The sequence below is a fragment of the Nostoc sp. genome (genome assembly GCF_036919675.1).
In the GTDB taxonomy this organism is placed as follows: Bacteria; Cyanobacteriota; Cyanobacteriia; order Cyanobacteriales; family Nostocaceae; genus Nostoc.
Map to the genome: position 1 here is coordinate 35,124 of NZ_JBALCP010000072.1, position 24,191 is coordinate 59,314.

Below are 24,191 nucleotides of genomic sequence, written 5' to 3' on the forward strand. Positions count from 1 at the left end.
TTTTACTAACTTAGCAAATCTAAATTAATGTTTGCGAAATTTAAATACTTCTTTATAGTTAAGAATTGTAGTTATTTTTTGGAACAATCACACTGAATTAGCTATCTATGTAAATAAACATAGTCAAATCCAAGTTTTGAGTATAAATAGCTAGTCAATGGGCGGACTTTATTAGTGTTGGCATTGCTCACTTAATCAGGGAGTGCGAACTTTTGTTAGCCATAATTTGTGAATTTTTAATTTTGAATTACTAAAAAGATGATTATCAGAGTTCTACAGCGTTTCCACCATAAGATTACCTATCGCGTCTTTGGCGGTTTGTTAAAAAAAATTAGCCATTCTTCAAGCCGGAAGGGAACAATACAGTTTTTTCTTATCTTTACATTAATGCTAGCGATCGCAGGGTGTAATTTTTTTGGTATCAACTCAAGTAAAGAACAACTACCAACAGTTTCCCCACTCACACCGCCGAAATTACCAGACTGGATTGAACAAATTAGTCCCATTGGAGATGCAAAATCTCTTAACCAAATCCGCATCCGTTTTAAAGAGGCTTTAATACCAGTTGAAAGTCTTGATAGCCCAGAACAGCAAAAATTATTACAAAAATTTGCGCTTTCGCCACCTTTACCCGGTCAATTTCGCTTTTTAACACCGCGGATGCTAGGTTTTCAAGCTGAGAAAGCATTGCCAATAGCGACAAGATTTCAAGTCACTCTCAAAGCAGGTTTAGTTGATTTAAAAAATCATCGCCTAGACAAAGATTTACCTTGGACTTTCAATACCGAATCTATTAAGCTGACTAATTTACCCGGTGTCAATCCCATTGAGAAGGCTGATGTTGAACCAATTAATTTACAACAAAAGTTACAGTTTACTTCCAATGTAGAATTAGATTTAGCTTCTGTACAAGAACATTTACAGTTAATTCCTGAAGGTAAAAATAAAGGTACAGGTTTTAAAGTTGAATTAAACAAAGAAGAAAAACCATTAAAAGAAGAAAATGAAGACCCTTTAGAAAAATTTGACCCTTCAGCACGCAATTGGATTTATAATCTCATCCCACAGCAAAATCTTGAAAAAGCAACCCGTTATCGCCTGGTATTTTCTCCAGGAATACGTCCTGCTTATGGCAATCTACCTACAGAGAAAGAATTTGCCACTAAGTTAGCAACTTATTCGCCTTTAGCATTTCAGAAAATTAACTTTTATGGACAGCCAGATGCAGGTGGAACTTTTGGAAGATTTCTTAAAGGCAGTCCGCAGCTAGAATTTAATAATGTCTTATTAGCAGATTCAGCTAAAGAAAATATTACCATTAATCCAGCCCCAAAAGCCATTTCGAGAATTCTGCAAGTAAACGATGAAGATAAAATTGTCGGCATCAATCCTTATGCGCTAGAACCTGCCAAGACTTATACAATTACTATGGGTGCTAATCTCAAAGATAAGTTTGGGCAAACTTTGGGTAAACCTGTCACAGTTAAATATGATACTGGAGATTTAGCTGGGGATATCTGGGTACCATCAGATTTGAATATTTTCCCCACAGGTAAAGATTTACAGCTAAATATTAGTACGGGAAATCTGCCAGAATCTAAGTATCAAGCAGCTTATCGAGTAGTTAAACCAACAGATTTAGTTTATTTTAATAATAGTAATGATTTATTACCACAACCCTCTGATTGGCAAAGCTTTAAGGTATCAGGTAAGAAAAATCAATCAGTTGATATTGCTGTTCCTCTCCGGGAAAAAATAAGTGCTGCTACAGGAATGTTAGCTTACGGAGTGCAAGCCCGGACTAATAAATATCAGGAGAATGGTAAGGAATTGTGGCGAGAACCGACAACTTATGGCTTGGTTGAATTGACGAATTTAGGCGTATTTACTCAGTGGTTTCCTGAGTCAGGCTTAATTCGTGTTAATCATCTTACAGATGGTTCACCAGTTAAAAATAGCGCTATTGAAATTTATCAATCAAAATTACAGGCAAAATCTCGCCCCGAACCTTTACCTTGTGCAACGGGTAAAACTGATGAAAATGGAACTTTTAGAATTGTCCGTGAAGGATTACAGCAATGTTATTCTGGGAATGAAACCTCTAGTAAATCACCACAATTATTAGTAATTGCCCATGAAAATCAAGATTGGGCATTCGCCAGAACTGAAGAATATAGCGGCGTTTATGGATATGGCATTGATGCAGGTTGGCAAGCTAGTAAGCCAGAATCACGCGGGGTAATCTTCTCAGATAGACAGTTATATCAACCAGGTGAAAAAGCTTGGTTAACTGGGTTTGCTGACTTCTTACAAAATGGCACAATCCAGCAAGATAAAAATGCTGTATACCAATTAACTTTGGTAAATCCTGATGGACAAAAGACCAACTTAGGTTCGCAAATTACAAATGAATTTGGCACATTTTCTCTAGAATTGCCAATCAAGACTACTCAGCGCTTAGGCTACCATACAATCCAGGCAAAAGGGAAAAACGGGCAAGAAATTTCTGGAGAATTTCGGGTAGCTGAGTTTAAGCCACCCAACTTTAAAGTCGAACTCAACTTAGATAAAGAATTTGCTCTCATAGAGGAGAAAGTTGATATTAATGCTAAAAGTAATTATTTATTTGGTGCACCTGTAGAAGGTGGAGAAGCAAAATATTTTATTACTCGCCAACAGGCTAACTTTATCCCTAAAGGTTGGGAGGAATTTACTTTTGGTAGGCAATGGTTATGGCCGGAGGAAACTCCTACTATATCTAGTGATGTGTTGCAAACTAATGCCCAATTAGATGCTAATGGGACAACTACCCAAACGGTAACAGTGGCTAAGGATTTACCATATCCGATGACTTACCAGGTGGATGTGCAAGTTGCAGATGTTTCTAATCTATCTGTAGCTAATTCCAAAACTTTTACAGCCTTACCAAGCAATCGCCTCATCGGGTTAAAAAGTAATTTTATCACTGATGCTGGTAAGGCTTTTCCAATTGATGTGGTTGTTAGCGACCCTATAGGAAAACCGATAACAGGTCAACGGGTGCGTCTGGAATTACAACAGATTAAATACAGTAGCGTCGCTCAACTGGTAGAAGGTAGCCAAATACCAAAAAATCAAGTCGAATATAAGACAGTCGGACAAGCAGAAATTACATCTAGTAGCAGCCCACAATCGGTAAATTTAACAGCACCCGAATCTGGTTCATACCGGATTAGAACCAATTTTAATGATGCCAAAAACGAATTAAGTACCACAGATTTACAAATTTGGGCAACTGGAGGAAATCCAGTATTTTGGGGTTCTAGAGAACAAGATGCCTTAGAAGTTAAATTAGATAAAAAAGAGTTTAAACCAGGTGAAACTGCTACTGCACTAATTCAATCTCCCTATCCAGATGCAGAATTGTACTTTGCTGTGATTAAAGACAAACCCCTTTATCAGCAGATTACCAAAGTTCAGGGAGGCACACCAAAAATTCAGTTTCAAGTTACCCCAGAAATGCTGCCAAATGCAGCCATCGAAGCTGTATTAGTAAGGCAAGGTAAACCTCTTAACCAAGTGGAGGCGGGAAGTTTAGATAACTTGGTGAAGATTGGTTTTACACCTTTTAAAGTTAACTTAGAAGATAAGTATTTAAAACTGCAAGTTAAGCCAGTGCAAGCATCATTAGAACCTGGTGCAGAGGAAACAATACAGCTAGAACTCAAGGATAATCAAGGCAATCCCACCAAAGGACAGTTTACAGTCATGGTGGTGAATGAGGCGGTGCTACAACTTTCTGGTTATCGTGCACCAGATTTGGTGGATACAGTTTATGCAGAACAGCCAATATCTACCCGCTTTAGCGATAATCGACCAGATGTAATTTTACAATCACAAGATGTAACTAAACCCAAAGGTTGGGGTTATGGCGGTGGTTTCTCGACTGGTGCAGCCAATACTCGTACTCGCACAGATTTTCAAGCCTTAGCTTACTACAACGGTTCTGTTCTCACCGATGCTAATGGTAATGCACAGATAACCTTTAAATTGCCAGATGATTTAACTACATGGCGAGTGATGGCTGTCGCCACCGATGGAAATCTGCGTTTCGGGAATGGGGACGCGACGTTTATCACCACAAAGCCACTGCTAACTAATGCCATCTTGCCACAATTTGCCCGTCCAGGCGATCGCATCCTTGCTGGTTTATCCGTAACTAACAACACTGGAAATACAGGAAATCTCTCAATAAATGGTGAACTTAGGGATAATGTGAAGTTTGCCGATAAAAACCCCACAACTACAGCTTTGCAAACCAAAGCTGAATCCGCAACTCATGCTTATCGTTTTCCAATGGTGGCGGATAGTATGGGAGTTGGTAAAGTTCGCTTTACCACTCAACTAAATGGTACAGCCGCAGATGCTTTTGAAGTACCTTTGGAAATTAAGCCAATTGAAATTACAGAACAAGTCGTTGAAACTGGTGTAACTGAAAAACAGGTGAAGATTCCTCTGAATGTTGATAAAAATACCTTCCCTGATGCAGGAGGTTTAGATATTCAGTTGACGAGTACTTTGATAACGGAAATTAAAGCACCAGCAAAGCAGGTTTTAGAAGATGATGATTTGCCGTTTACAGAACCTGCTGCAAGTCAGTTAATCATTGCTGCTAATCTGCAAAATCTTACACAAAAATATGGTCAGACCTTTGCAGAATTTAATCCTAGCCAACAGGCAAATCAAGCAATTGAAAAATTACAAAAACTCCAAATAGCAGATGGTGGTTTTGCTGCTTTCCCTGGACAAGAAAAATCCGACCCTTGGGTTTCTTCCTATGTGGGTGAATCTTTAGCTAAAGCCAGTCAGGTGTTCCCTAATTTGGTCGATTCTGGAATGCTATCTCGCCTCAAAACTTATCTGCAAAAAGTTCTAGGGAATCCTGGTGAATACGAATTTTGTAAACAGCTACTATGTAAAAGACAACTGCAACTTAATGCTTTAATCGCTTTAGCAGAAGTAGGAGAAAAACGCAATACTTTCCTCGCAGATATTTATGAACAGCGCAATAATTTTGATGTAGTAACTCAAATTAAATTAGCGCGATACTTATCTCAATTCCCCGAATGGCAAAATGAATCTCAACAACTGGTGAACAAGTTACAACAGAATATATATGAAACTGGTAGCACAGCAGTTGTAAGTTTACCAGCTAGTTGGGGATGGATGAGTTCATCTACCACGACGCAAGCACAAGCTTTACGCTTATTTATTGCCAAGCAGAGTAAACCCGAAGTTATAGATAAGTTATTCCAAAGTCTTCTCGCATTGCGACGGAATGGCACATGGCAAACTAATTATAATAATGCTCAAGCATTAACAGCTTTGGTAGAATATAGCCAACTGCAACCTACGCCACCTAATTTTGTTGCCACTGTGCAATTAGCTGGTAATAACTTAGGAGAAAATCGCTTTGATGGCTACCAAAATCCTAGCTTACAGCTAAATGTGCCGATGAATCAATTACCTCGTGGTCGTAATGATTTAACGCTACAAAAGTCAGGTAATGGGACTTTGCACTATCTAGTTGCTTATAATTATCGCTTGCAAGGAAATCAGTCAGGTAGGTTTAACGGTTTACGGGTTACACGGGAAATTAGCAAATTAAATGAAGAGAAAGTTTTGCAAAAAACAGGTCTTTACGCTTTTGATAAACCCTTGACTTTAGCTTCTGGACATGTGTTTGATATTGGTTTAGAAATCATCGCTGATCATCCTGTGGATCATGTGGTGATTAAAGATCCGCTACCATCAGGTTTTGAGGCGGTGGATGCGAGTTTTCAAACTACCACAGCTGCATTACAAGCAAAAGCCGATAGCTGGGAACTTAGCTTTAGAAATATCTACCGCGATCGCATTATCGCCTATGCCGACCACTTGGAACCAGGAGTTTATAGCCTGCATTACTTAGTCCGTTCTGTTACTCCAGGTACATTTTCTTGGCCTGGTGCCCAAGTTCACCTGCAATATGCACCAGAAGAATTTGGGCGTACAGCTGAGTCTACATTAATACTGGAGGATGGGAAGTAATTATTTATGCTATCTTTGGCTACAACAAATCTAAAAATCTTTCTAGGTCTATACGAGCCTGCTTTAAAATCTTAGCTAGGGTGGAACGCTTAACTGGCCGATGAGCTGGAACAGTTAATTTCAAAACTTCATCTGGTAAGGTTTTTTCCAATCTAATGTGACTACCTTGCTGGCGTACAACTATCCATCCATTCCGTTCTAAAGCAGCGATAATCTGAGTGTAGGGTAAATTGGGAACTTTGCTCACAGTACCAATTCCCTGACAATTACGCCTTCTTGAGTAATCAATTCATCTTCCAATGGCTCAAGGTAAAGTTCTATTGCTTCTTGGATATTCTCTAATGCTTCTTCTACTGTTTCTCCCTCACTGATACAGCCAGGAAGTGAGGGAACATGAACGGTGTATCCGCCTTCGTCACTGGGTTCTAATAGAACTTTGAGTTTCATAACTTGGCAATGAACTTACTTTTCTATTTTTAATGATTTTTAGCGATGCCTGCGCCGGGCTGCGCCTACGCATTGTAATTGAAGTGCGAAAATTTGAAAGGCGCGATGCCTACGGTTCTTGCTAGCCTACGCATTATCCCCTACGCCCAATTGCCCATTTTGCAATTTGACAGGCAATAGTTGTTTTTCCTGAACCTCCTTCTCCCCAAATCAGCAGTCGTACTCGCTTTTCTGTTTCAAAAGTTTTTCTTAAATCTATTGCTGTCAGTTCCTCAATCTCCTGCTTGTTGAACTCCACAGGAAGAGAAACGTAATCTTTGCGCTCATCAATGGTTTCATTCTTTAAAAATTTTTTCTCAAAAGGATTAATGTCTTTCTGAACCCAAGCATCCAATACTCTAGGACGATATTTTAACCAAATTACAAAACCAAGTGGAAATTTGAACTCGGCTGGTGTGATTGGTGTTTTCGGAACCTTCAATTCCGCAGGTAGCCGTAGCAGCAATAGGGGATAGAATCGAAGAATTCCCAAGTACAAAACTACCACAACTGCAAGCGTAGCTGCTGTTACAGTCCAAGGTAGATCCTGCTGCTTATCTTCATCAGATTTTTCACCTTCCTGTTGCTTTTGCTCTTGAGGTGGTAAATTTGTCTTTTTTGAATCAGCAGGCTTACTCGGTTGCGGTTTAGACTGTGCTGGTGTTTGAGCGTACAGCACACTATTTTCTTGCTTAGTATTTGCTTGCGCCCAATTATGACTTGTCAACAACAGGGGAAATGCAACTCCCAAAAGAGAAACTTTCAGCAATCCTAAGAAAGGTAGTCTTGCGTTTACGTACATAAAATCAACTGGGCGCAAGGGGGATATTACTGAGATATTATGCTAATTCTCGGTTTTTGACCAGACTAAACTAGTACAGACGCGCTCCAAACTTGTCGTTAGATATTTCGTTTTACCAACTATAACTAAACTACAAAAGCGATCGCTTAGTTTCAGATTTCACAACTACCCATTGCGTCACCGGTGCCATTGCTCGCCAGCCCAAAAATTTACCAATAGGTTCCGCCCGCTGAATGCCAATACGAGTTAAATCGCCACCGACTCGTTCATGCCATTGAAATAAAGTTTGCTCACCTTCTACCGTCACAACATTTGCCACCAAACGTCCACCCGATCGCAATGCTTCCCAGCAAACATCAAAAAGTCCCGTTGTTGTCACCCCACCACCAATAAAAATGGCATCTGGTGCTGGCAAATCTTTCAGGGTATGGGGCGCTTTCCCTTCAATGATTTGCAGATTTGGAGTACCGAGAGTGGCGGCATTATCAGCAATATATAGTAGTCTAGACGAGTTTTGTTCGATCGCGATCGCCCGACACCGAGCATGGCTTCGCATCCATTCAATAGAAATCGAGCCGCAACCCGCGCCCACATCCCACAACAATTCTCCCGGTGTGGGTGCTAAAGCTGCTAAGGTGATTGCCCTAACTTCACGCTTCGTTAACTGTCCATCGTGGTGGTAGGCGTTATCTGGTAGTCCTGGTAATCTTGGTAAAGGGATAACCCCAGCATCAGCAATACAATAAACTGCGATCGCATTCAAAGCAGCAACTTCAGTTTCACTCCAAGATGCAGCCGTACCTTCCACAATTCTTTCATGAATGCCACCCATGCGCTCCAATACGGTGATTTTGCTGCCACCATAGCCGCGATTTGTCAAAATTTGGGCAACAATGGCGGGTGTGTCCTTCCCTTCACTTAAAATTAACAGCCTAGCTCCCGGATAGATGTAAGACTGGAGTAGGGAGGATGGACGACTATTCAAACTCAAGGTTTCTACCTCAGTTAAAGACCATCCAACCTTGGCACAGACGAGGCTGAAGGCTGAAGGTGCGGGAATAATCGTCATTTCTGAAATGGGAATTCGCCGTGTCAAGGTAACACCAATGCCGTAACACATCGGATCGCCGCTTGCGAGTACACAAATTGATTCACCCCGCCGCTGGATGATTTCCTCAACTGAGGCGCTAATCGGGGATGTCCAGATTAGTTTCTCACGTTGATCATCTGTAGGGAGCATTGCTAAATGGCGATCGCCTCCTACAATTACTTTAGCTTGAGTGATTAGGGAAAGAGCGATCGCGCTTAACCCCTGTAATCCATCTTCTCCAATACCGACGATAGAAAGCCATTTCTGTGTCATGCTAATTCATGATTCATACTTTACTGGCGATTACAAACAAGTAATCTCCTTGATTGTTTTCATATTTATTGACAATCTCTGTGATGCGTCCTGTGTTAATATCTGCTGCTAGCCTTTCACACCCTGCTGCGATTTCATCCGCAGAAGCTAGCAAAGCAAAGGTAGAAATTCCAGAACGCACATTCTCGTCTAAATATATTTCCGGACGATGTTTTCCACTATATAAAAACAGGTCTTGTAAGTTTTCCGAAATAGAATAAGGTTCGATATCTATTGATTTAAAACCTGTCTCATTGAGAGCATATTTGACCTTTTCTAAACTTGACATCTGTTCAGCAGATTTATATATAGCCTCTGGAAAATATCCGACTAACCAATATTTATTTATTTGCTCAGGTGTGGCAGTAAATAATACAAAACAACCAGCAGCCAAGACACGGTAAATTTCCTGAAAAGCAGGAGTTAATGCAGCAAAATGATGTATTGCTAGCGTGCATAATACACCAGAGAAAGTCTCATCAGCATAAGGTAACGCCTCAGCTTCTGCAACTTGCCAAGCTACACCATTACTCTTATTCGTAGCAGTATCAATCATCTGTTTCGACTGGTCTACTCCATACCAAACACCACCATATTTTGCCAAAGCTAGTGTGTAATTTCCAGTGCCACACGCTACATCTAGATATGAGTAATCTGATTTTAGCTGAAGGTGAACAGCTAATTGGGCACAAATTTCCAGGTCAGCCCGACGAGTCAAATCATAGCCTTTACCAATTTGCTCATAAATAGCCATTTATTGAATTTCTCACAAATTTTTAAATATAGTGAACAGTCAACAGTTATCAGTAACTATTGTTCACTAGTTACTGATAACTGTTATAGGTGTAGTGTTTCACCAAGAGATAAAATCAATAACTGATCACTGTTCAACCAGTATTGCTGTTGCTTTCACAGTAAAAATTTTCTTAATCACATCTTCTACCACCTTATCTGGCGTAGAAGCACCAGAAGTAATTCCCACGACAATTTCTCCATCTGGTAACCAGTTTTCTGTAGTTATTAACTGCCCATTTAATTGCCGATGTTCTATCGAATATCCTGATTTAATCCGTTCAACAGTATCAATATGATAGGAAGGAATTACCCGCTCAAAAGCAATTTGTTGCAATTGAGTAGTATTCGATGAATTAAACCCACCAATTACTACCATCAAATCTAAATTATCTTCTACTAGCTCTAACATTGCATCTTGCCGTTCTTGGGTAGCGTCACAGATGGTATTGAAGCTTTGGAAATGCTGATTTAACTCAGTGGGGCCATACTTTTGCAACATAGTCCGCTCAAAAAGCTTGCCAATTTGCTCAGTTTCGCCTTTAAGCATCGTAGTTTGGTTGGCAATGCCAACTCTTTCTAAATCCTGATCGGGATCAAATCCTGCTGAACAAGCTTTAGCAAATTTTGTCAGAAATTCTTCACGGTTCCCACCATTGCTAATATAGTCAGCAACATATTCTGCTTCTGGCAAATTCAACACTATTAAATACTTGCCAGCAAAGGAACTAGTAGCGACTGTTTCTTCGTGCTTATATTTACCGTGAATAATGGAAGTATAATCGACTCTTTTGTGTTTTTCTACTGTATTCCAAACTTTAGATACCCAAGGACAAGTTGTATCAACAATTTTGCAACCTTTATCGTGAAGTATCTGCATTTCTTGAACGCTAGCCCCAAAAGCAGGTAATATAACTACATCACCAGTTCCAACAACAGAAAAGTCTTTATTCTTTCCTTCAATGGGGATGAATTCTACCTCCATCTCCTGCATCCGTTGATTTACAGAAGGGTTGTGGATAATCTCGTTAGTAATCCAAATGTGTTCTGTGGGGAAGTGCTGACGGGTTTCGTAGGCCATGGCCACAGCTCGTTCTACACCCCAGCAAAAGCCAAAGGCTTGTGCTAGTCGGATCGTCACATCACCTCGTTGTAGGGTGTAATTGCGATCGCGAATTTCTTGAATCAAGTTACTCTGATACTCAGATTGCAACTGGGTGGCAACTTCTGCTTTATGACCAAAGCCCTTGCGATTGTAATTCTCTGAATGTTGCAGGCTGCGCTTAAAAGCTTTTGTATCCATTTGATTTGTCTACTTAAACCACTATTTTTTATTTTCTCGCGCCAAGAGGCGATTTATACACAGTTGTCTTCAAAGATATTACTTCTTTTTGTGCTTTACCCTTTTTCCCTCGAAGGACGTTAACGCTGGGGTTTTAATTCGATTTCGCTATAAATCTGCAATGCAGAACGCCAAACTATATAGCCTTCAGGGCTTAAATGTAAGCCATCAGTAGTAAATTCGCGGCGGAGATTACCTAGCTTGTTGGTAAACAGGGGATATAAATCGAGATATTTGACACCTTTTTTGGTAGAAATGCTTTGCAGTTGCTGATTCAACTGGCGAATGCGACTATTGGCAATAGTCTGGAGTTTCTCTCGTCCTTTCCAGGTTGCTTCCTCTGCCCCGTGTGGCAAAATCGATTGGACAATAATTTGGGCTGTGGGATGCGCCTTTCGTAGGTAACTAATAATTTGCCGCTGATTATCTAAAATTACCCCGTCGCTCATCCCCCCAATTAGGTCATTAATACCAATCATCACAAAAATTAACTCTGGCTGGGTGCGGTCAAATATCTTCAATCTTTTCAAAAGTCCATTGCTGGTTTCGCCAGAAATTCCTTGATTGAGCCAATTTTTACCTTCGGGTAATAACTCGGGGGGAAACCACAGACTCAAAGAATCTCCCGCCAGTATGCTTAAATGCGGAGTCCGTTGGTCAGCAGCTACCTTGGCTTCTTGCTTAAGGATGTTTACCCACTCCTGGTAAGTGAGTTGGTGACGGCGACCTAAATCAGGTGTAACAATTTGAGGTGAGTTGTTCAGGTTGATTGGCTCTGGGGATGTTATTACCCCCCCAAAAAAGGCGGCCAATCTCTGCTGTTGCCAAATTAGCAGGATGACCGCCAACATGAGGATGCCGTTGGTTAACAGCGAGAAAAATGCCCAGATCGGAAAGGTTTTTGCTGAAGTAGACACGACTAGCGAAATTTACCAATTATTAGAATCAAATTTTAACGCTAGCGATCGCAAATTACCCCAATTTTGGATTTTAGATTTTTCTTTCAATCCAAAATTCAAAATCTAAAATTGAATGACTCAGCCCTGTTTACAAAGTGGGACGATCGCCAAACTCGGAGTTGTAACCTTCTTCACCGTGTTCGTTGATATCCAAACCTTGCAATTCAGCTTCCTCTTTGACTCGCAGCCCGACTGTAGCATCGATAACCTTGAGAATAATCCACGTACCAACACCTGCGATCGCATAGGCAACGGCAATTGCTACTAGTTCAACTCCCAATTCACCAAAATTACCACGCAGCACTCCGTCTTTACCTCCACCGTTGACTTCAGTCGTGGCAAGGATGGCTGTTAAAATTGCCCCCACTGTACCACCAACGCCATGCACAGGATAGGTATCTAAGGCATCGTCAATTTCTAGCTTGTGCTTGAAACTCACAGCATAGAAACAAACCAAGGCGGTAACGAAACCAACTAAAATCGCTGATAGCGGTGTCACAAATCCAGCGGCGGGAGTGATGCCCACTAAACCAGCAACGGCTCCTGTAGCCGCTCCCACGGCAGTCGGTTTCCCCCGTAAAACTGCTTCTAAAATTAGCCACATTAAAGCCGCTGCCGCCGCCGCTGTATTGGTGGCAACAAAGGCTGTTGTTGCTAAATTTGTTGTCAAGTTACCAGAAGTTCCACTAGCAACAGATAAGGCACTTCCAGCATTGAAACCGAACCAGCCAAACCACAGCAAGCCAGCACCCAGCAAAATGAAAGGAACATTGTGTGGAGGGCTAAGACGATCAGGATAGGTTTTCCGAGGCCCAAGGACGATCGCAGCTACTAGAGCTGAAACGCCAGAACTAATATGAACTACTGTGCCACCTGCAAAGTCGAGGGCACCCAAACCACCGTACAAACCTAAAAATCCACCTTTCGCCCATACCATGTGGGCCAGGGGGGCGTAAACAAAGGTTGACCACAGCAGCACAAACAGCGAATAGGCGCGGAAACTCATCCGCTCAACGATCGCCCCAGAAATTAAGGCTGGGGTGATAATCGCAAACATGGCTTGATAAATCGTGAACGCCTGGTGGGGAATCGTTCCGGCATAGAAGACAACATCAGCATATTTAGAGTCTGCTGCTTTGAGCGCATCTTCGTATGGCAGATGCGGCAAGTAGCCTTGAATCTCTAAACCGACACCATTCAACCCCAACCATTGCAATCCACCGATGAACGGTAAACCTGGCGCAAAGGCAAGACTATAGCCCCACAAAATCCAGGTAACTCCCACGATCGCCATCACCACAAAGCTCATCATCAATGTGTTTAGGATATTGCGCGATCGCACAAATCCACCATAGAAAAACGCTAATCCTGGTGTCATTAGCAGCACGAGTGCTGCTGAAATCAGCATAAATGCCGTATCTCCAGTATCAGCAGTAGGCGGCGCAGCATCTGGGGTTTGGGCAAAAGCATTGCCCATCAGCGGTACACCCAAAATCAGTAGGGTCATAGCCCCAATCATTACAACTTTCTTCAACACTTGTTTTTCTTCCTAAGCACCAATTATTTGTATACTTCACTACATTTGATTCCTTTTAGTTAGACATTTTTGTCTTGAAAGATACTTAACCTTAATTTTCTGCAAATGTTAACAAAAATATAATCCTGATTGTAGTTGCCAAGATTTAAATAAGGGTGTACATGTGCAATCATTGCATCTTTTTTTTGAAGAATAACATTTTATTCAACCGCTACAAAATTCCAAATTTTTAGTTACCTACTGTTACAAACCAAGATCCTTGTGAGAATTGATAATTATTCTAAATTATCAGAGAATCTGCCCAAATATCAGCCCTAAAAGCACTAAGAGTGTCAATTAAGTTCTGGGTGCAAACATGATAATAAAAACACTCACTAAAGCGAAACTTGCTCCTATTAGGTCGTAGCGGTCTGGAGTTACCCCGTCTACCTTCCAACCCCAAAGCATTGCCATTGCGATAAACACGCCACCATAAGCTGCATACACTCTGCCAAAATTTGCTGATTGGAGAGTTGCAATAACCCCATAGAAAGCTAAAGCAATTCCACCCAGTATGCCCCACCAGAACGGCTTACCTTCACGCAACCACAACCAGACTAGGTAGCCGCCCCCGATTTCAAATAAACCAGCCCACAAAAAATACAGTAAGGACTTAATCATTTGACTGATTTTTTAATAAGTCGAACTCAGTGAAATTACGCTAACGCTTTTAACTAAACTATTGTCATTAATTAAAGTAAGTTTGTTGAACTGGGCATTGGGCATTGGGCATTGGGCATTGGGTATTGGGCATTGGGCATTAGGCATTGGGCATGGAGCATTGGGGATTGGTTATTTCCTGCTCTCCTGCCTCCCCTGCCTCCCCTGCCTCCCCTGCCCCCTGCTTCTTCCCCCTGCCCCTCTGCTTCTTCCCCAGTCCCCAGAATGTAGATAAGGCTCAAGGATGAAAGCACTATTACCTGATAACGAAGTACAGAGAATCGAGACGCTTTTGCAGTATAAAATCCTCGATACGCCATCTGAAGGCGCTTTTGACGATGTCACCCGTTTAGCCTCGTATATTTGTCAGACTCCTATTGGTTTAATTAGCTTAATTGATACAAACCGTCAGTGGTTCAAGTCAAAAGTCGGTTTGGATGCCCAAGAAACACATCGAGATTTGGCATTCTGTGCCCATGCTATTCTACAGCCTGATGTTTTGATTGTGCCTGACGCAACAAATGACGAACGGTTCGCCGCAAACCCACTGGTAACATCTGACCCAAATATTCGGTTTTATGCTGGTGTACCTCTAATTAATCCTGAGGGATATGCGCTAGGAACACTTTGCGTGATTGACTACGTACCACGAGAACTTACTCCAGATCAGATAGAAGCATTACGAACCTTAGGTCGTCAAGTCATTAAGCAACTGGAATTGCGCCGAAATTTAGCAAGTTTGGTACTTATGACCAACAAAGGCAAACAGACGCAGAGGGTACGCAAGCAATTTTTCAAAAGGATTGTGGCAGGTTTCAGTTTGGCGTCGGCAATTTTAGTTTTGATTGGTGTGGTTTCTGATCAAAATACAAGAGCATATACTAATAATGGCAGTATCGGAAAAAATACTTCTAAAAAAATTAACAGTATAGAAGAACTACTGTCCCAAATCAAGGATGCGGAGACTGAGCAAAATGGTTATATCCTCACTGGAAAACAAATTTATCTCAAACCTTATCAAACAGCACTTGCTAACGTCGATCAAGAAATTCCCAAACTGAAGAGTTTAACAATAGATCAACCGAACCAACGACAGCAGATCACAACGCTTGAATCTCTGATAACGGCTAAACTCACTCAACTCAAACAGACTATCGACTTGCGCCAGAACAAGGGATTAGAGGCGGCATTGCAAGTAATAGTGAGAAATAATCAACAAAATCTCATGGATGATAGCCGCAAGGTGATCAATGAGATGGAAACCGAGGAAGGGGGACGACTCCAACAGCAGTCACAAGCAAAAAAGGCCACGAGTCGCAACACAATTCTGACATTTGCGATCGCCATCTGCGTCAGTTTTATCGTTCTGGCTGTAGTCTACTACTTCATCTATCGTCAGGTGATTGAGCGCCAAAGGAAAGAAGAAACCTTAAATCAAGAACGCAACTTCATCTCAGCAGTCCTTGATACAGCCAGCGCTTTAGTAATAGTTTTTGACTCTCAAGGGAAAATCGTTCGCTTCAATCAAGCTTGTGAGCAAATAACAGGTTACTCATTCGATGAGGTGAGGGGTAGGTATTTCTGGAACTTGTTCCTAATTCCTGAAGAGGTGGAGTCAGTCAAAGCAGTTTTTGAGCAATTGCTAACTGGTGGAGGCTTCTTAGAGTACGAAAACTATTGGCTAATGAAGGATGGCAGTCGGCGACTGATTTCCTGGTCGAATACCTTCTTAAAAGACTATGAAGGATCAGTGGAACACATAGTTAGCACTGGCATTGACATCACTGATCGCAAACGATCTGAACAGCATCTGACTGCACAATATGCTGCAACCCGCGTTTTAGCGGAGTCCACCACGACGGGCGAAGCTACTCACCAAATACTGCAAGGGATCTGCGAGAGTTTGGGATGGGATTTGGGTGAAATTTGGATGGTAGATCAGCAAGCAAATGTGCTGCGTTTTCTCGATATGTGGCATAAAGCATCCCTTGAGGTGCAAGAGTTTGAAGCACTGAATCGCCAAACCACCTTTCCACCAGGAATTGGACTACCTGGTCGGGTTTGGGCTAGTTCTAAACCTGTTTGGATCGCTGATGTTGTTAAAGAACTCAGTTTCTCCCGCTTCAAAATTAACGCTCAAGTAGAATTACAGGCAGCTTTTGGTTTTCCGATCCGCAGCGGTCACAAAATCCTTGGTGTCATTACCTGTTTCAATCGTGAAATCCAGCCACCTGACGAAGATTTAGCAAAAACGATGAATTCGATTGGCGAGCAAGTGGGGCAGTTTATTCAGCGTAAACAGGCTGAAGAAGAAGTACAACGCCAAAACTTGCGATCGCAACTATTTACCGAAATCACCCTCAAGATTCGCCAGTCTTTACAAATCGAAGAAATTCTCCAAATCACTGTCGAGGAGGTGCAAAAGATTCTCCAGACTGACCGAGTTTTGATCTATCAGCTTTTGCCAGATGAGTCTGCACCTACCGTTATTGAAGCAGTAGTTTCTGGCTTACCAGCAATCAAAGAGCAAAGCATCACTCCCCCCTACTTCCAAGCGGAATATCTACAACAATACTATCTACAGCAGTACCGTCAAGGACACGTTTTAGGGCTGGCTAATTTGGATCTGCTGAAAGTCGAACAAAGCCATCTGGAATTAATGCAACAGTTTGGGGTCAAAGTCAATTTGGTTGTGCCCATTCTTGTCAAAGAAGAACTTCGCGGTTTGCTCATAGTTCATCAGTGTGATGATTCCCACCACTGGTCTAATTTTGAAACTGATCTTTTGCGGCAAATAGCCGACCAAGTAGGTATTGCCTTAGCCCAAGCCCAACTATTAGCAGCAGAAACTCGTCAGCGACAAGAACTTGAAATTGCCCGTCGCCAAGCGGAATTAGCTTCTCAGACGAAAAGTGCCTTTTTGGCAAATATAAGTCATGAAATTCGGACTCCGATGAATGCTGTATTGGGAATGACCGGTTTAGTGTTAGATACTCCCTTAGATGCAGAACAGCGAGATTTTATTGAAACAATTCGGAGTAGTGGAGAGGCCCTTTTAAGTTTAATCAACGAGATTTTGGATCTTTCCAAACTTGAGGCTGGAGAGATGGCTCTTGAAACTCTAGATTTTGACCTATCCACTTGTGTGGAAGAAGTAGTGGAATTATTGGCTCCCTCAGCTCATAACAAGGGATTAGAAATTGCCGCCATGATTGAGCACAACGTCCCCAGCCACCTGAAAGGAGATAGTGGTAGGCTGCGGCAAATTCTCATGAACTTAATCAGCAACGCGATCAAGTTCACCAGCGCTGGTGAAGTATTAGTGCAAGCCGAATTGCGTTCGCTTTCCTCCACTACAGCCACCATCCATTTTGCCATCACAGATACAGGTCTTGGCATTAGCCCTGAAGACCAACGCAAACTCTTTACGCCATTTACCCAAGTGGATGCTTCTACGACTCGCAAGTATGGTGGTACCGGTTTGGGATTAGCCATCTGTAAACAACTGGTGACCTTGATGGGAGGAGTGATTGGGATAGAAAGTCAGATGGAGAAAGGATCTAAGTTTTGGTTTGAGGTGCTTTTTACAAAGCTTGTTGAGCCTGTTTTGCCAAAATCCGAACGCGGACTTTTACACAATCGCCGCTTGTTAATAGTAGATAACAACGCTACTAATTGCAAAATTATCTACCATCAAGCTACTCATTGGGGAATGCAGGTAGATCAAGCTGACAGTATTGCTGCGGCCCTGAAAGTTATTCAGAAAGCTTGTGAGCAAGGAAAATCCTATGATGTCGCCTTGGTTGATATGCAAATACCCCAAACAAATAGCATGACTTTAGGAGAACAAATTAAAGCCAATTCTGCAATTGCTGAGATCCCTTTGATTATGATCATCTCTACTAATCAACGGGATCAAGTGCAGCAGGCGCTCCAAATCGGATTTGCTGCTTATTTGGTCAAACCCATTAAGCCATCACGACTGCGCGATACCATCATAACTATTTTAGAAACTGTGCCGGAATCAGAGCAAGGGGCTAGAGGCTCAAGGCTTGAGGCTATTGAAGAAATCCAGAGTACAGAAACTTCAGGCATTCTTACTTTCTCTTCCCCTAACCCCTCTACTAAATCCAAGTTAAGAATTCTGCTAGCTGAAGATAATTTGGTAAATCAGAAAGTAGCCTTGAAGCAACTCCAGAGTTTGGGCTATAAAGCCGATGTTGTTGCTAATGGAAAGGAAGTTTTGCAGTTATTAGAAAAAATTCCTTACGATTTGATTCTAATGGATTGCCAAATGCCAATTCTCGACGGTTTGGAAACCACAAAAGAAATTCATCGTTGGCAAGAGGACGCTTTTGCCCTGCGTCGTCGTCCTGTGGTGATTGCGATGACGGCTAATGCGATGAAAGAAGACGAACAAATGTGTCTGAATGCCGGAATGGACGACTATCTGAGTAAGCCAGTGTTTAAAGAAAAATTGGCTGCGACTCTAGAGCATTGGACAGGCGTGATCTCCTCACAACAAGAGGCAGTTGTGTATGAACAGACAGTTTCCACTGACCTAGCAATTGATTGGGAACACTTGCATCGGATATCGGGAAATGACGCAGAATTTGAATTAAATCTATTGCAAGTATGCGTCGAAGATATTAAACCCCGTTTAGAAATAATTATTGCAGCGATCGCATCTCATGACTTTGGGCAAATTGTGCGAGAAACTCATCACCTTAAAGGTGCTAGTGTCAATATTGGAGCCACAGCTATGTACCTAGCAGCTGACAAACTAGAACAATTGGCTTACCATCAAGAGCTTAAAGATACTACTAACTTAATTTTAGAGTTAAAAGAATTTCTCAACTGCATTCAAGACTTTTTAATCAGAAACAAAGTAACAAATTAGACATTATTACCAATTAAAAATGATCGGGCATAAACCCGCAATTAAGATACAAAAACAGCCTTGATGCAGCCGTAGTAGTATCCACAAGTATAGATTGTTACAGTATTCACCAAAACAAAACCTGCATAAAATCTTCCTACGTCTCCAGCAACTTTAGATGACAGGTTTGCTGATATAGTAGCTGATACCGTCAGTACTTGGCGATTTATGATTATTCAAGAGGTCTTATGAAACGCTTAATCTACATCATCCCCGTTACTGCAATTGGCTTACTGACATTGGTAGGATGTAACAGCGATCAAAAATCTACTACCCAGACTCCTGTTACCACTGAAACCACTGGGGGGACAACAGCATCTAAAGCTCCTGTTACTACGCAGGGAGGTTTTGATCCTTTGGTCAGTGTAGTTTCAAATACAAAAACTGCGGTGCAAGCCGGAAATTTTGACAAAGCTCAACAGGAATTTAATAAGTTTGAAAACTCTTGGTCTAAGGTTGAGGATGGTGTCAAAACTAAATCTTCAAAAACCTATAATGTAATCGAAGATAGTGCGACCCAGGTGAAGGGTGCGCTGAAAGCAAAAGATAAAGCGAAAGCTCTTAAGGGGTTACAAACACTTGACACAAATATCGCCACTGTTTCTAAAGGGTAGGGAAAACTAACATACAGCAGGAGTCAAACAATTTTGGATTTTGGACTTCGGCTTACTTCGACTTCGCTCAGTACAAGTCGCTCAGTCGAACGATTTTAGATTTTAGATTGATCCCATGTTTCCAGGTAGTTGCTCTGAATAAATAATTTTAGATTTTGGATAATAGAATTGTTTTCGCGTTTAAATTCGGGGGCAACTCTTACAAGACGCGCAAGGGACAGACCTTTTTGAATTTTGAATCTTAGAATTCCATTATCCAAAACTTAAAATCTAGAATTCGGTCAAAAGACAGGAGACATTAGGAAAACAAGCTTTATATCTGGCTTGGAGATAAATAGTTCTGTACTTGATCAAGTTGCAAACTGCTATAGTTTCCACTGGAGATTTTGGATAATGCGTTCATTTCGCAAGTACCACCGGACTCTAGCAATTATTTTGGCTTTACCGCTTGCTATAACATTGTTAACTGGTATTGCAGCTACGCTGGTAGGTGAGTGGTCAGCTAACCTTGGAGTTGGGCGTAGTCTAGTGCTTTCGATTCATCGTGGTGAAATCTTTGGTTTACAGGGAATCTACCCGATTTTGAACGGACTAGGACTATTAGGGTTGTTGGTTACTGGATTAAGTATGACTAGTTTGTTTGGTAGGAAAAGGTCAAAATCTGAGAAGAATTAGAAAAGACATATGGCGGTTCTTAATTGCATGGAATACAGACCTAACAAGAACAGCCCCAACCCTTGTAGCGTTGGGGAGTAAGATTCAAAGCCTTTCTCCTAAAAGGAGAAAGGTCAGACTGTATTGCATTCAAACGAGTAGCGCTATAACCTCACTCAAGAGCGATCGCGTCTTTTAAGATATAAAAACAAGTAGGTTCCCCTGGTAAAGCAATTGTGTAATCAAGGCATAACCCATTGTCTCCAGTGCCGTAAAACCCATTGCAGAAGCTGTTTATAGAGGTATTTCTATTGCTTCATAACGAACTGGAATTTGGACAGACATAACCTTTTCACTTCTTTGACAAGCTCCTGTAACATCAAGCTCTTAACTTAAAAAATATTAGTTTTGGCGAAATAATTATCCGTGATCACAACGAGAAAAATCTTGACCAATCTTTGAATTTCACCTTTTAAAATCAAGCTAAAAACCGATTCCAGTCACAAGTCACCTTAGCAAATTAATTATCCAAAATTAATAATTTCATTATAATTTGATTTCTGAATGTTACACTAATTTTCTCGGATTGAAATTTATTTACCTCTAAACCAACAAGTATTTCTGAAGGTTAAAATAAGTATGAATAATCTATCTTTGCAGTCTCTAGAAGTAAACAATAAAAATGAAAAATATTTATCTACTGTTGATCCAGTGCGTACTTATCTTCGTGAAATTGGACGTATACCTTTATTAACTAATGAGCAAGAGATTAATTTCGCCAAGCAAGTTCAACAAATGATAGCTTTACTTGCTGCAAAAGAAAAATTAGCTATTCAATTAAAACGTCAACCGACACAACAAGAGTGGGTTGAAAATATAAATATCGGTGAAAAATCACTGCTGCAACAGCTACATCAGGGACATCAAGCCAAGCAGAAAATGATTCAGGCTAACCTGCGACTTGTGGTTTCTGTTGCTAAGAAGTATCAAAGACATAACCTAGATTTCCTCGACTTAATTCAAGAAGGAAGTTTAGGTTTAGAGCGAGGAGTTGAGAAATTTGACCCTACTAAAGGGTACAAGTTTTCAACTTATGGCTATTGGTGGATTCGTCAGGCAATTACACGAGCGATCGCCGAACAAGGACGTACTATCCGCTTGCCTATTCATATTACAGAAAAACTGAACAAAATCAAGCGTATTCAACGTGAACTAACTCAAAAACTAGGTCGGACTCCTACCGCAGTTGATATCGCCGAAGAACTATCTTTAGATCCTAAACAAATTCGAGATTATTTCCTCTTAGCACGTCAACCTGTCTCTCTAGAATTGCGAGTTGGCTCAGAAAAAGATACAGAATTACAAGATATGTTGGAGGATGATGGACTCTCCCCAGAATTATACGCTGACCAAAAGTTTCTCCAACAAAATATTCAACTTTTATTGTCAACATTAACTCCCCAGCAACGAGAAATATTAACTTTGCGTTTTGGTTTAACAAATGAAAAGGAACTTTCTTTAGCGGAGATTGGTCAACGTATGGGTATTAGTCGAGAACGAGTAAGACAGATAGAGCAACAAGCTTTGGGTAGTCTACGAAAACAGAAGGATAAGATACACAACTATCTAGCTAGTTAATTTGTAATTCGTAATGACGCTCTCTAGGAGACGCTGCGCGTAGCGTCTCCTAAAAAAGAGAGTAATTAAGTTTTGTAACGGAGATTTACACCTCGCCACTTGTTAATTGCTCTTTGCTTACAGCAGAATTCAAGTATTTGAACCACATCTGTCGTAGGGGCGCAAGGCCTTGCGCCCCTACCGCGTGGTCAAAGGCGATACCCTCGGTAACTAAGTGGACTGCGATCGGCTTAACTACCTTCAACCGTTGACGTATATCTGCTTCATTCACGGGATATCCTAACCAAGTTTGTTTCCGCAGTTGGTGTGCTAACCGCAGCCGTATTTGGGGAAAGTTTTGCAGGTATTCCGCAATTTGGGGGAAGTCTGCTTCTTCTACAACCGTTGCTGTCTTCTCATCCACAGCCTCAAAGATACCCCAACCTTCAAATTTACTAGGCTTTGGCGTGAAGGTGTAGACCATCCCGGCTACCCTTGTGCGAACTCGTCCACCTTTAACACAAGGCGCAAGGAATTGGGTAGCAAACAACTGTGTTTCTGCGATCGCAATTTGGTTGATTAGCTTACGGATATCAGCCATAAATAATACCAACTTTTTAAAAGAAGGCTACAGATGCAATTCTAGAAACCGAGATGAAATCTAATTTTCTTAATTACGAATTACGAATTAGGAATTAATAATAATTCTGCGTGCAAGTTGGCAGAGCGTTGCGTGTTCTCAGTTACTAGAGGGACTCCGCTGGTGAGTTGTTACACACTCTTTCAAGGATGGCTACTTTTTAGCCAACCTCCCAGATTCTTCGCACTCCCCGTTCACACACGCCCACTGCATTTGGCAGTGTTACCGTTCCTCTCGTATTAGTATGTAGGCTCACACGAGTTAGGGCACGCAGGATATTTATATAATACAATATACTACACAAAGTTGGAAGAGATGAAAAGAGAGATTTTGGAGTAGAGCGATCGCCGCTACTTCATGCGCCTTCTTCATGTCGCTCATCAGTATCACCTGCTTGAGTTGAGCGTTCGCTTAAATTAAAATAATACAACTACAGTCAGTTTTAAACTTTAGAGTTAAGTAGATCCTCTTTAATTACGCTATAACATATCTAATTGAGTGACTTAAAAAAGCTAAAGTATGGATACGTTTTCTCAGAGGCATGGCTTTAAACCTAAGAGAGACATTATGCAGATTGAGTCAATGAATGATGATCTGCGTAACAGCTTATGGAATGTCTTAGTTTTATTATTTTGGAGCCAACTAGAAAGATATTATCAGGGTTACCATATAGACTATAGGGAAAAAGAATCATCCACATACAAATATGTTGAAAGAGATGATATAAAATCTTTAGTTATTAATTTGTGGTTTTCTCATTTTAAGCAGCAATTTGATAATTTATCATGGTACTGGAGACAAGACTATACTTTTATAAAACAATCTTTTTTTGAATATAAATGGTATGAAATTTATGATTTTTTAGAGTTTATTGCTAGAAATTACAGAAACGATTCTACGTTAGAACAGTTTATTGGCTTATGCAATGATGTTCTTGAACGTGAATTGTCCGGCTATCGTTTTCTTGACTTGATAATTACACCAATAACCTCAGAGACGGAAATCAATATAATAGAAGAAGCTTTAGCAGGCGAAGATAGATTAGCTCCAGTATCCAATCACATTAATACTGCACTCACTTATTTGTCGAGAAAAGAAAATCCTGATTATAGGAATTCTATAAAAGAATCTATTAGCGCTGTGGAATCAATTTGCTGCCTAATTGCCAATGATAAAAAAGCAACATTGGGAAAAGCTTTAAATATGATAGAAAAAGAACAAAAACTTGATTTACACCCTGCCTTAAGTAAAGCATTTAGTCAGTTGTACGGTTATACAAGTGATGCTGACGGTATACGCCATGCCTTACTAGATGAATCTGACCTTGACTTTGAAGATGCCAAGTTTATGCTTGTGTCTTGCTCTGCTTTCACTAACTATCTTAAAGGAAAAATTATAAAAGCAGGAATTGACTTTAACAATCAGCAGCAAGAATAGTATCAGCAGATTGGGTTTCATTCTTCAACTCAACAGAAGATTTCAAGTTAAGTTGTAGAGTACATCAGGGTGCATAAGCAATACACAATGCACCCTGATGTACTCTACTTACAGCACTTCCGTCTGTTATGAGGTACACTAGATTAAAATATAAATACTTTTAAATGAAGTCATATTCTGTCGAACTTCGAGAAAAAATAGT

The 24,191-nt window shown here is 40.9% G+C and carries 15 protein-coding genes and 1 pseudogene; 6 read left to right on the top strand and 10 right to left on the bottom strand.

Annotated elements, in window-relative coordinates:
• Positions 1-387 precede the first annotated feature (387 nt).
• Entirely contained in the window at positions 388-6,069 is a 5,682-nt protein-coding gene (locus V7K49_RS15285) for an alpha-2-macroglobulin family protein (RefSeq protein WP_335206281.1), read from the top strand.
• A gap of 19 nt (positions 6,070-6,088) precedes the next feature.
• Here V7K49_RS15285 and V7K49_RS15290 read toward each other — a convergent pair whose 3' ends face one another.
• The 9 genes from V7K49_RS15290 to V7K49_RS15330 form a co-directional block, all read right to left on the bottom strand.
• The gene (locus tag V7K49_RS15290; protein ID WP_335206268.1) at positions 6,089-6,316 is read right to left on the bottom strand and encodes a type II toxin-antitoxin system HicA family toxin; all 228 of its coding nucleotides are present in this window, start codon (positions 6,314-6,316) and stop codon (positions 6,089-6,091) included.
• Complete coding sequence (locus V7K49_RS15295) at positions 6,313-6,516, bottom strand: type II toxin-antitoxin system HicB family antitoxin (RefSeq protein WP_335206269.1); 204 nt, start codon at positions 6,514-6,516, stop codon at positions 6,313-6,315. Before V7K49_RS15295 ends, V7K49_RS15290 begins: the two co-directional genes overlap by 4 nt.
• Positions 6,517-6,649: 133 nt before the next feature.
• Positions 6,650-7,357 (bottom strand): hypothetical protein, encoded by a 708-nt coding sequence (locus tag V7K49_RS15300; protein ID WP_335206270.1) that lies wholly within the window; start codon positions 7,355-7,357, stop codon positions 6,650-6,652.
• 130 nt (positions 7,358-7,487) lie between these two features.
• Complete coding sequence (gene cbiE, locus V7K49_RS15305; RefSeq protein ID WP_335206271.1) at positions 7,488-8,720, bottom strand: precorrin-6y C5,15-methyltransferase (decarboxylating) subunit CbiE; 1,233 nt, start codon at positions 8,718-8,720, stop codon at positions 7,488-7,490.
• A gap of 13 nt (positions 8,721-8,733) precedes the next feature.
• A complete protein-coding gene (locus V7K49_RS15310; RefSeq protein ID WP_335206272.1) occupies positions 8,734-9,513 on the bottom strand; it encodes a class I SAM-dependent methyltransferase in 780 nt (259 codons plus the stop codon).
• 126 nt (positions 9,514-9,639) lie between these two features.
• Positions 9,640-10,854, bottom strand: coding sequence for a 4-hydroxy-3-methylbut-2-enyl diphosphate reductase (locus V7K49_RS15315; protein ID WP_335206274.1), 1,215 nt, complete (start codon positions 10,852-10,854; stop codon positions 9,640-9,642).
• A gap of 119 nt (positions 10,855-10,973) precedes the next feature.
• On the bottom strand, positions 10,974-11,810 hold the full coding sequence (locus V7K49_RS15320; protein ID WP_335206275.1) for an SGNH/GDSL hydrolase family protein: 837 nt from the start codon (positions 11,808-11,810) through the stop codon (positions 10,974-10,976).
• A gap of 130 nt (positions 11,811-11,940) precedes the next feature.
• Positions 11,941-13,359 carry an ammonium transporter gene (locus tag V7K49_RS15325; RefSeq protein WP_442948670.1) on the bottom strand — a complete coding sequence of 473 codons (1,419 nt, stop codon included), beginning with the start codon at positions 13,357-13,359 and terminating at the stop codon, positions 11,941-11,943.
• Positions 13,360-13,725: 366 nt separating this feature from the next.
• The gene (locus tag V7K49_RS15330) at positions 13,726-14,049 is read right to left on the bottom strand and encodes a YnfA family protein (RefSeq protein ID WP_334871516.1); all 324 of its coding nucleotides are present in this window, start codon (positions 14,047-14,049) and stop codon (positions 13,726-13,728) included.
• A 283-nt stretch (positions 14,050-14,332) separates the two neighbouring features.
• On the opposite strand from V7K49_RS15330, the gene V7K49_RS15335 reads away from it, so the two are divergent.
• The 4 genes from V7K49_RS15335 (at position 14,333) to V7K49_RS15350 (ending at position 21,933) form a co-directional block, all read left to right on the top strand.
• On the top strand, positions 14,333-18,988 hold the full coding sequence (locus V7K49_RS15335; RefSeq protein ID WP_335206277.1) for a GAF domain-containing protein: 4,656 nt from the start codon (positions 14,333-14,335) through the stop codon (positions 18,986-18,988).
• A gap of 227 nt (positions 18,989-19,215) precedes the next feature.
• Positions 19,216-19,641 carry a DUF4363 family protein gene (locus tag V7K49_RS15340; protein ID WP_335206278.1) on the top strand — a complete coding sequence of 142 codons (426 nt, stop codon included), beginning with the start codon at positions 19,216-19,218 and terminating at the stop codon, positions 19,639-19,641.
• A 393-nt stretch (positions 19,642-20,034) separates the two neighbouring features.
• Entirely contained in the window at positions 20,035-20,316 is a 282-nt protein-coding gene (locus V7K49_RS15345) for a peptidase (RefSeq protein WP_334871513.1), read from the top strand.
• A gap of 618 nt (positions 20,317-20,934) precedes the next feature.
• Positions 20,935-21,933: an RNA polymerase sigma factor, RpoD/SigA family gene (locus V7K49_RS15350; protein WP_334871512.1), complete on the top strand. Its 999-nt coding sequence runs from the start codon at positions 20,935-20,937 to the stop codon at positions 21,931-21,933.
• A 178-nt stretch (positions 21,934-22,111) separates the two neighbouring features.
• On the opposite strand, the pseudogene V7K49_RS15355 reads toward V7K49_RS15350, so the two are convergent.
• A pseudogene (locus V7K49_RS15355) lies at positions 22,112-22,513 on the bottom strand (hypothetical protein); the annotation flags it as partial.
• A gap of 558 nt (positions 22,514-23,071) precedes the next feature.
• Here V7K49_RS15355 and V7K49_RS15360 point away from each other — a divergent pair.
• A complete protein-coding gene (locus V7K49_RS15360; RefSeq protein WP_335206279.1) occupies positions 23,072-23,989 on the top strand; it encodes an AbiJ-NTD4 domain-containing protein in 918 nt (305 codons plus the stop codon).
• Positions 23,990-24,191 lie beyond the last annotated feature (202 nt).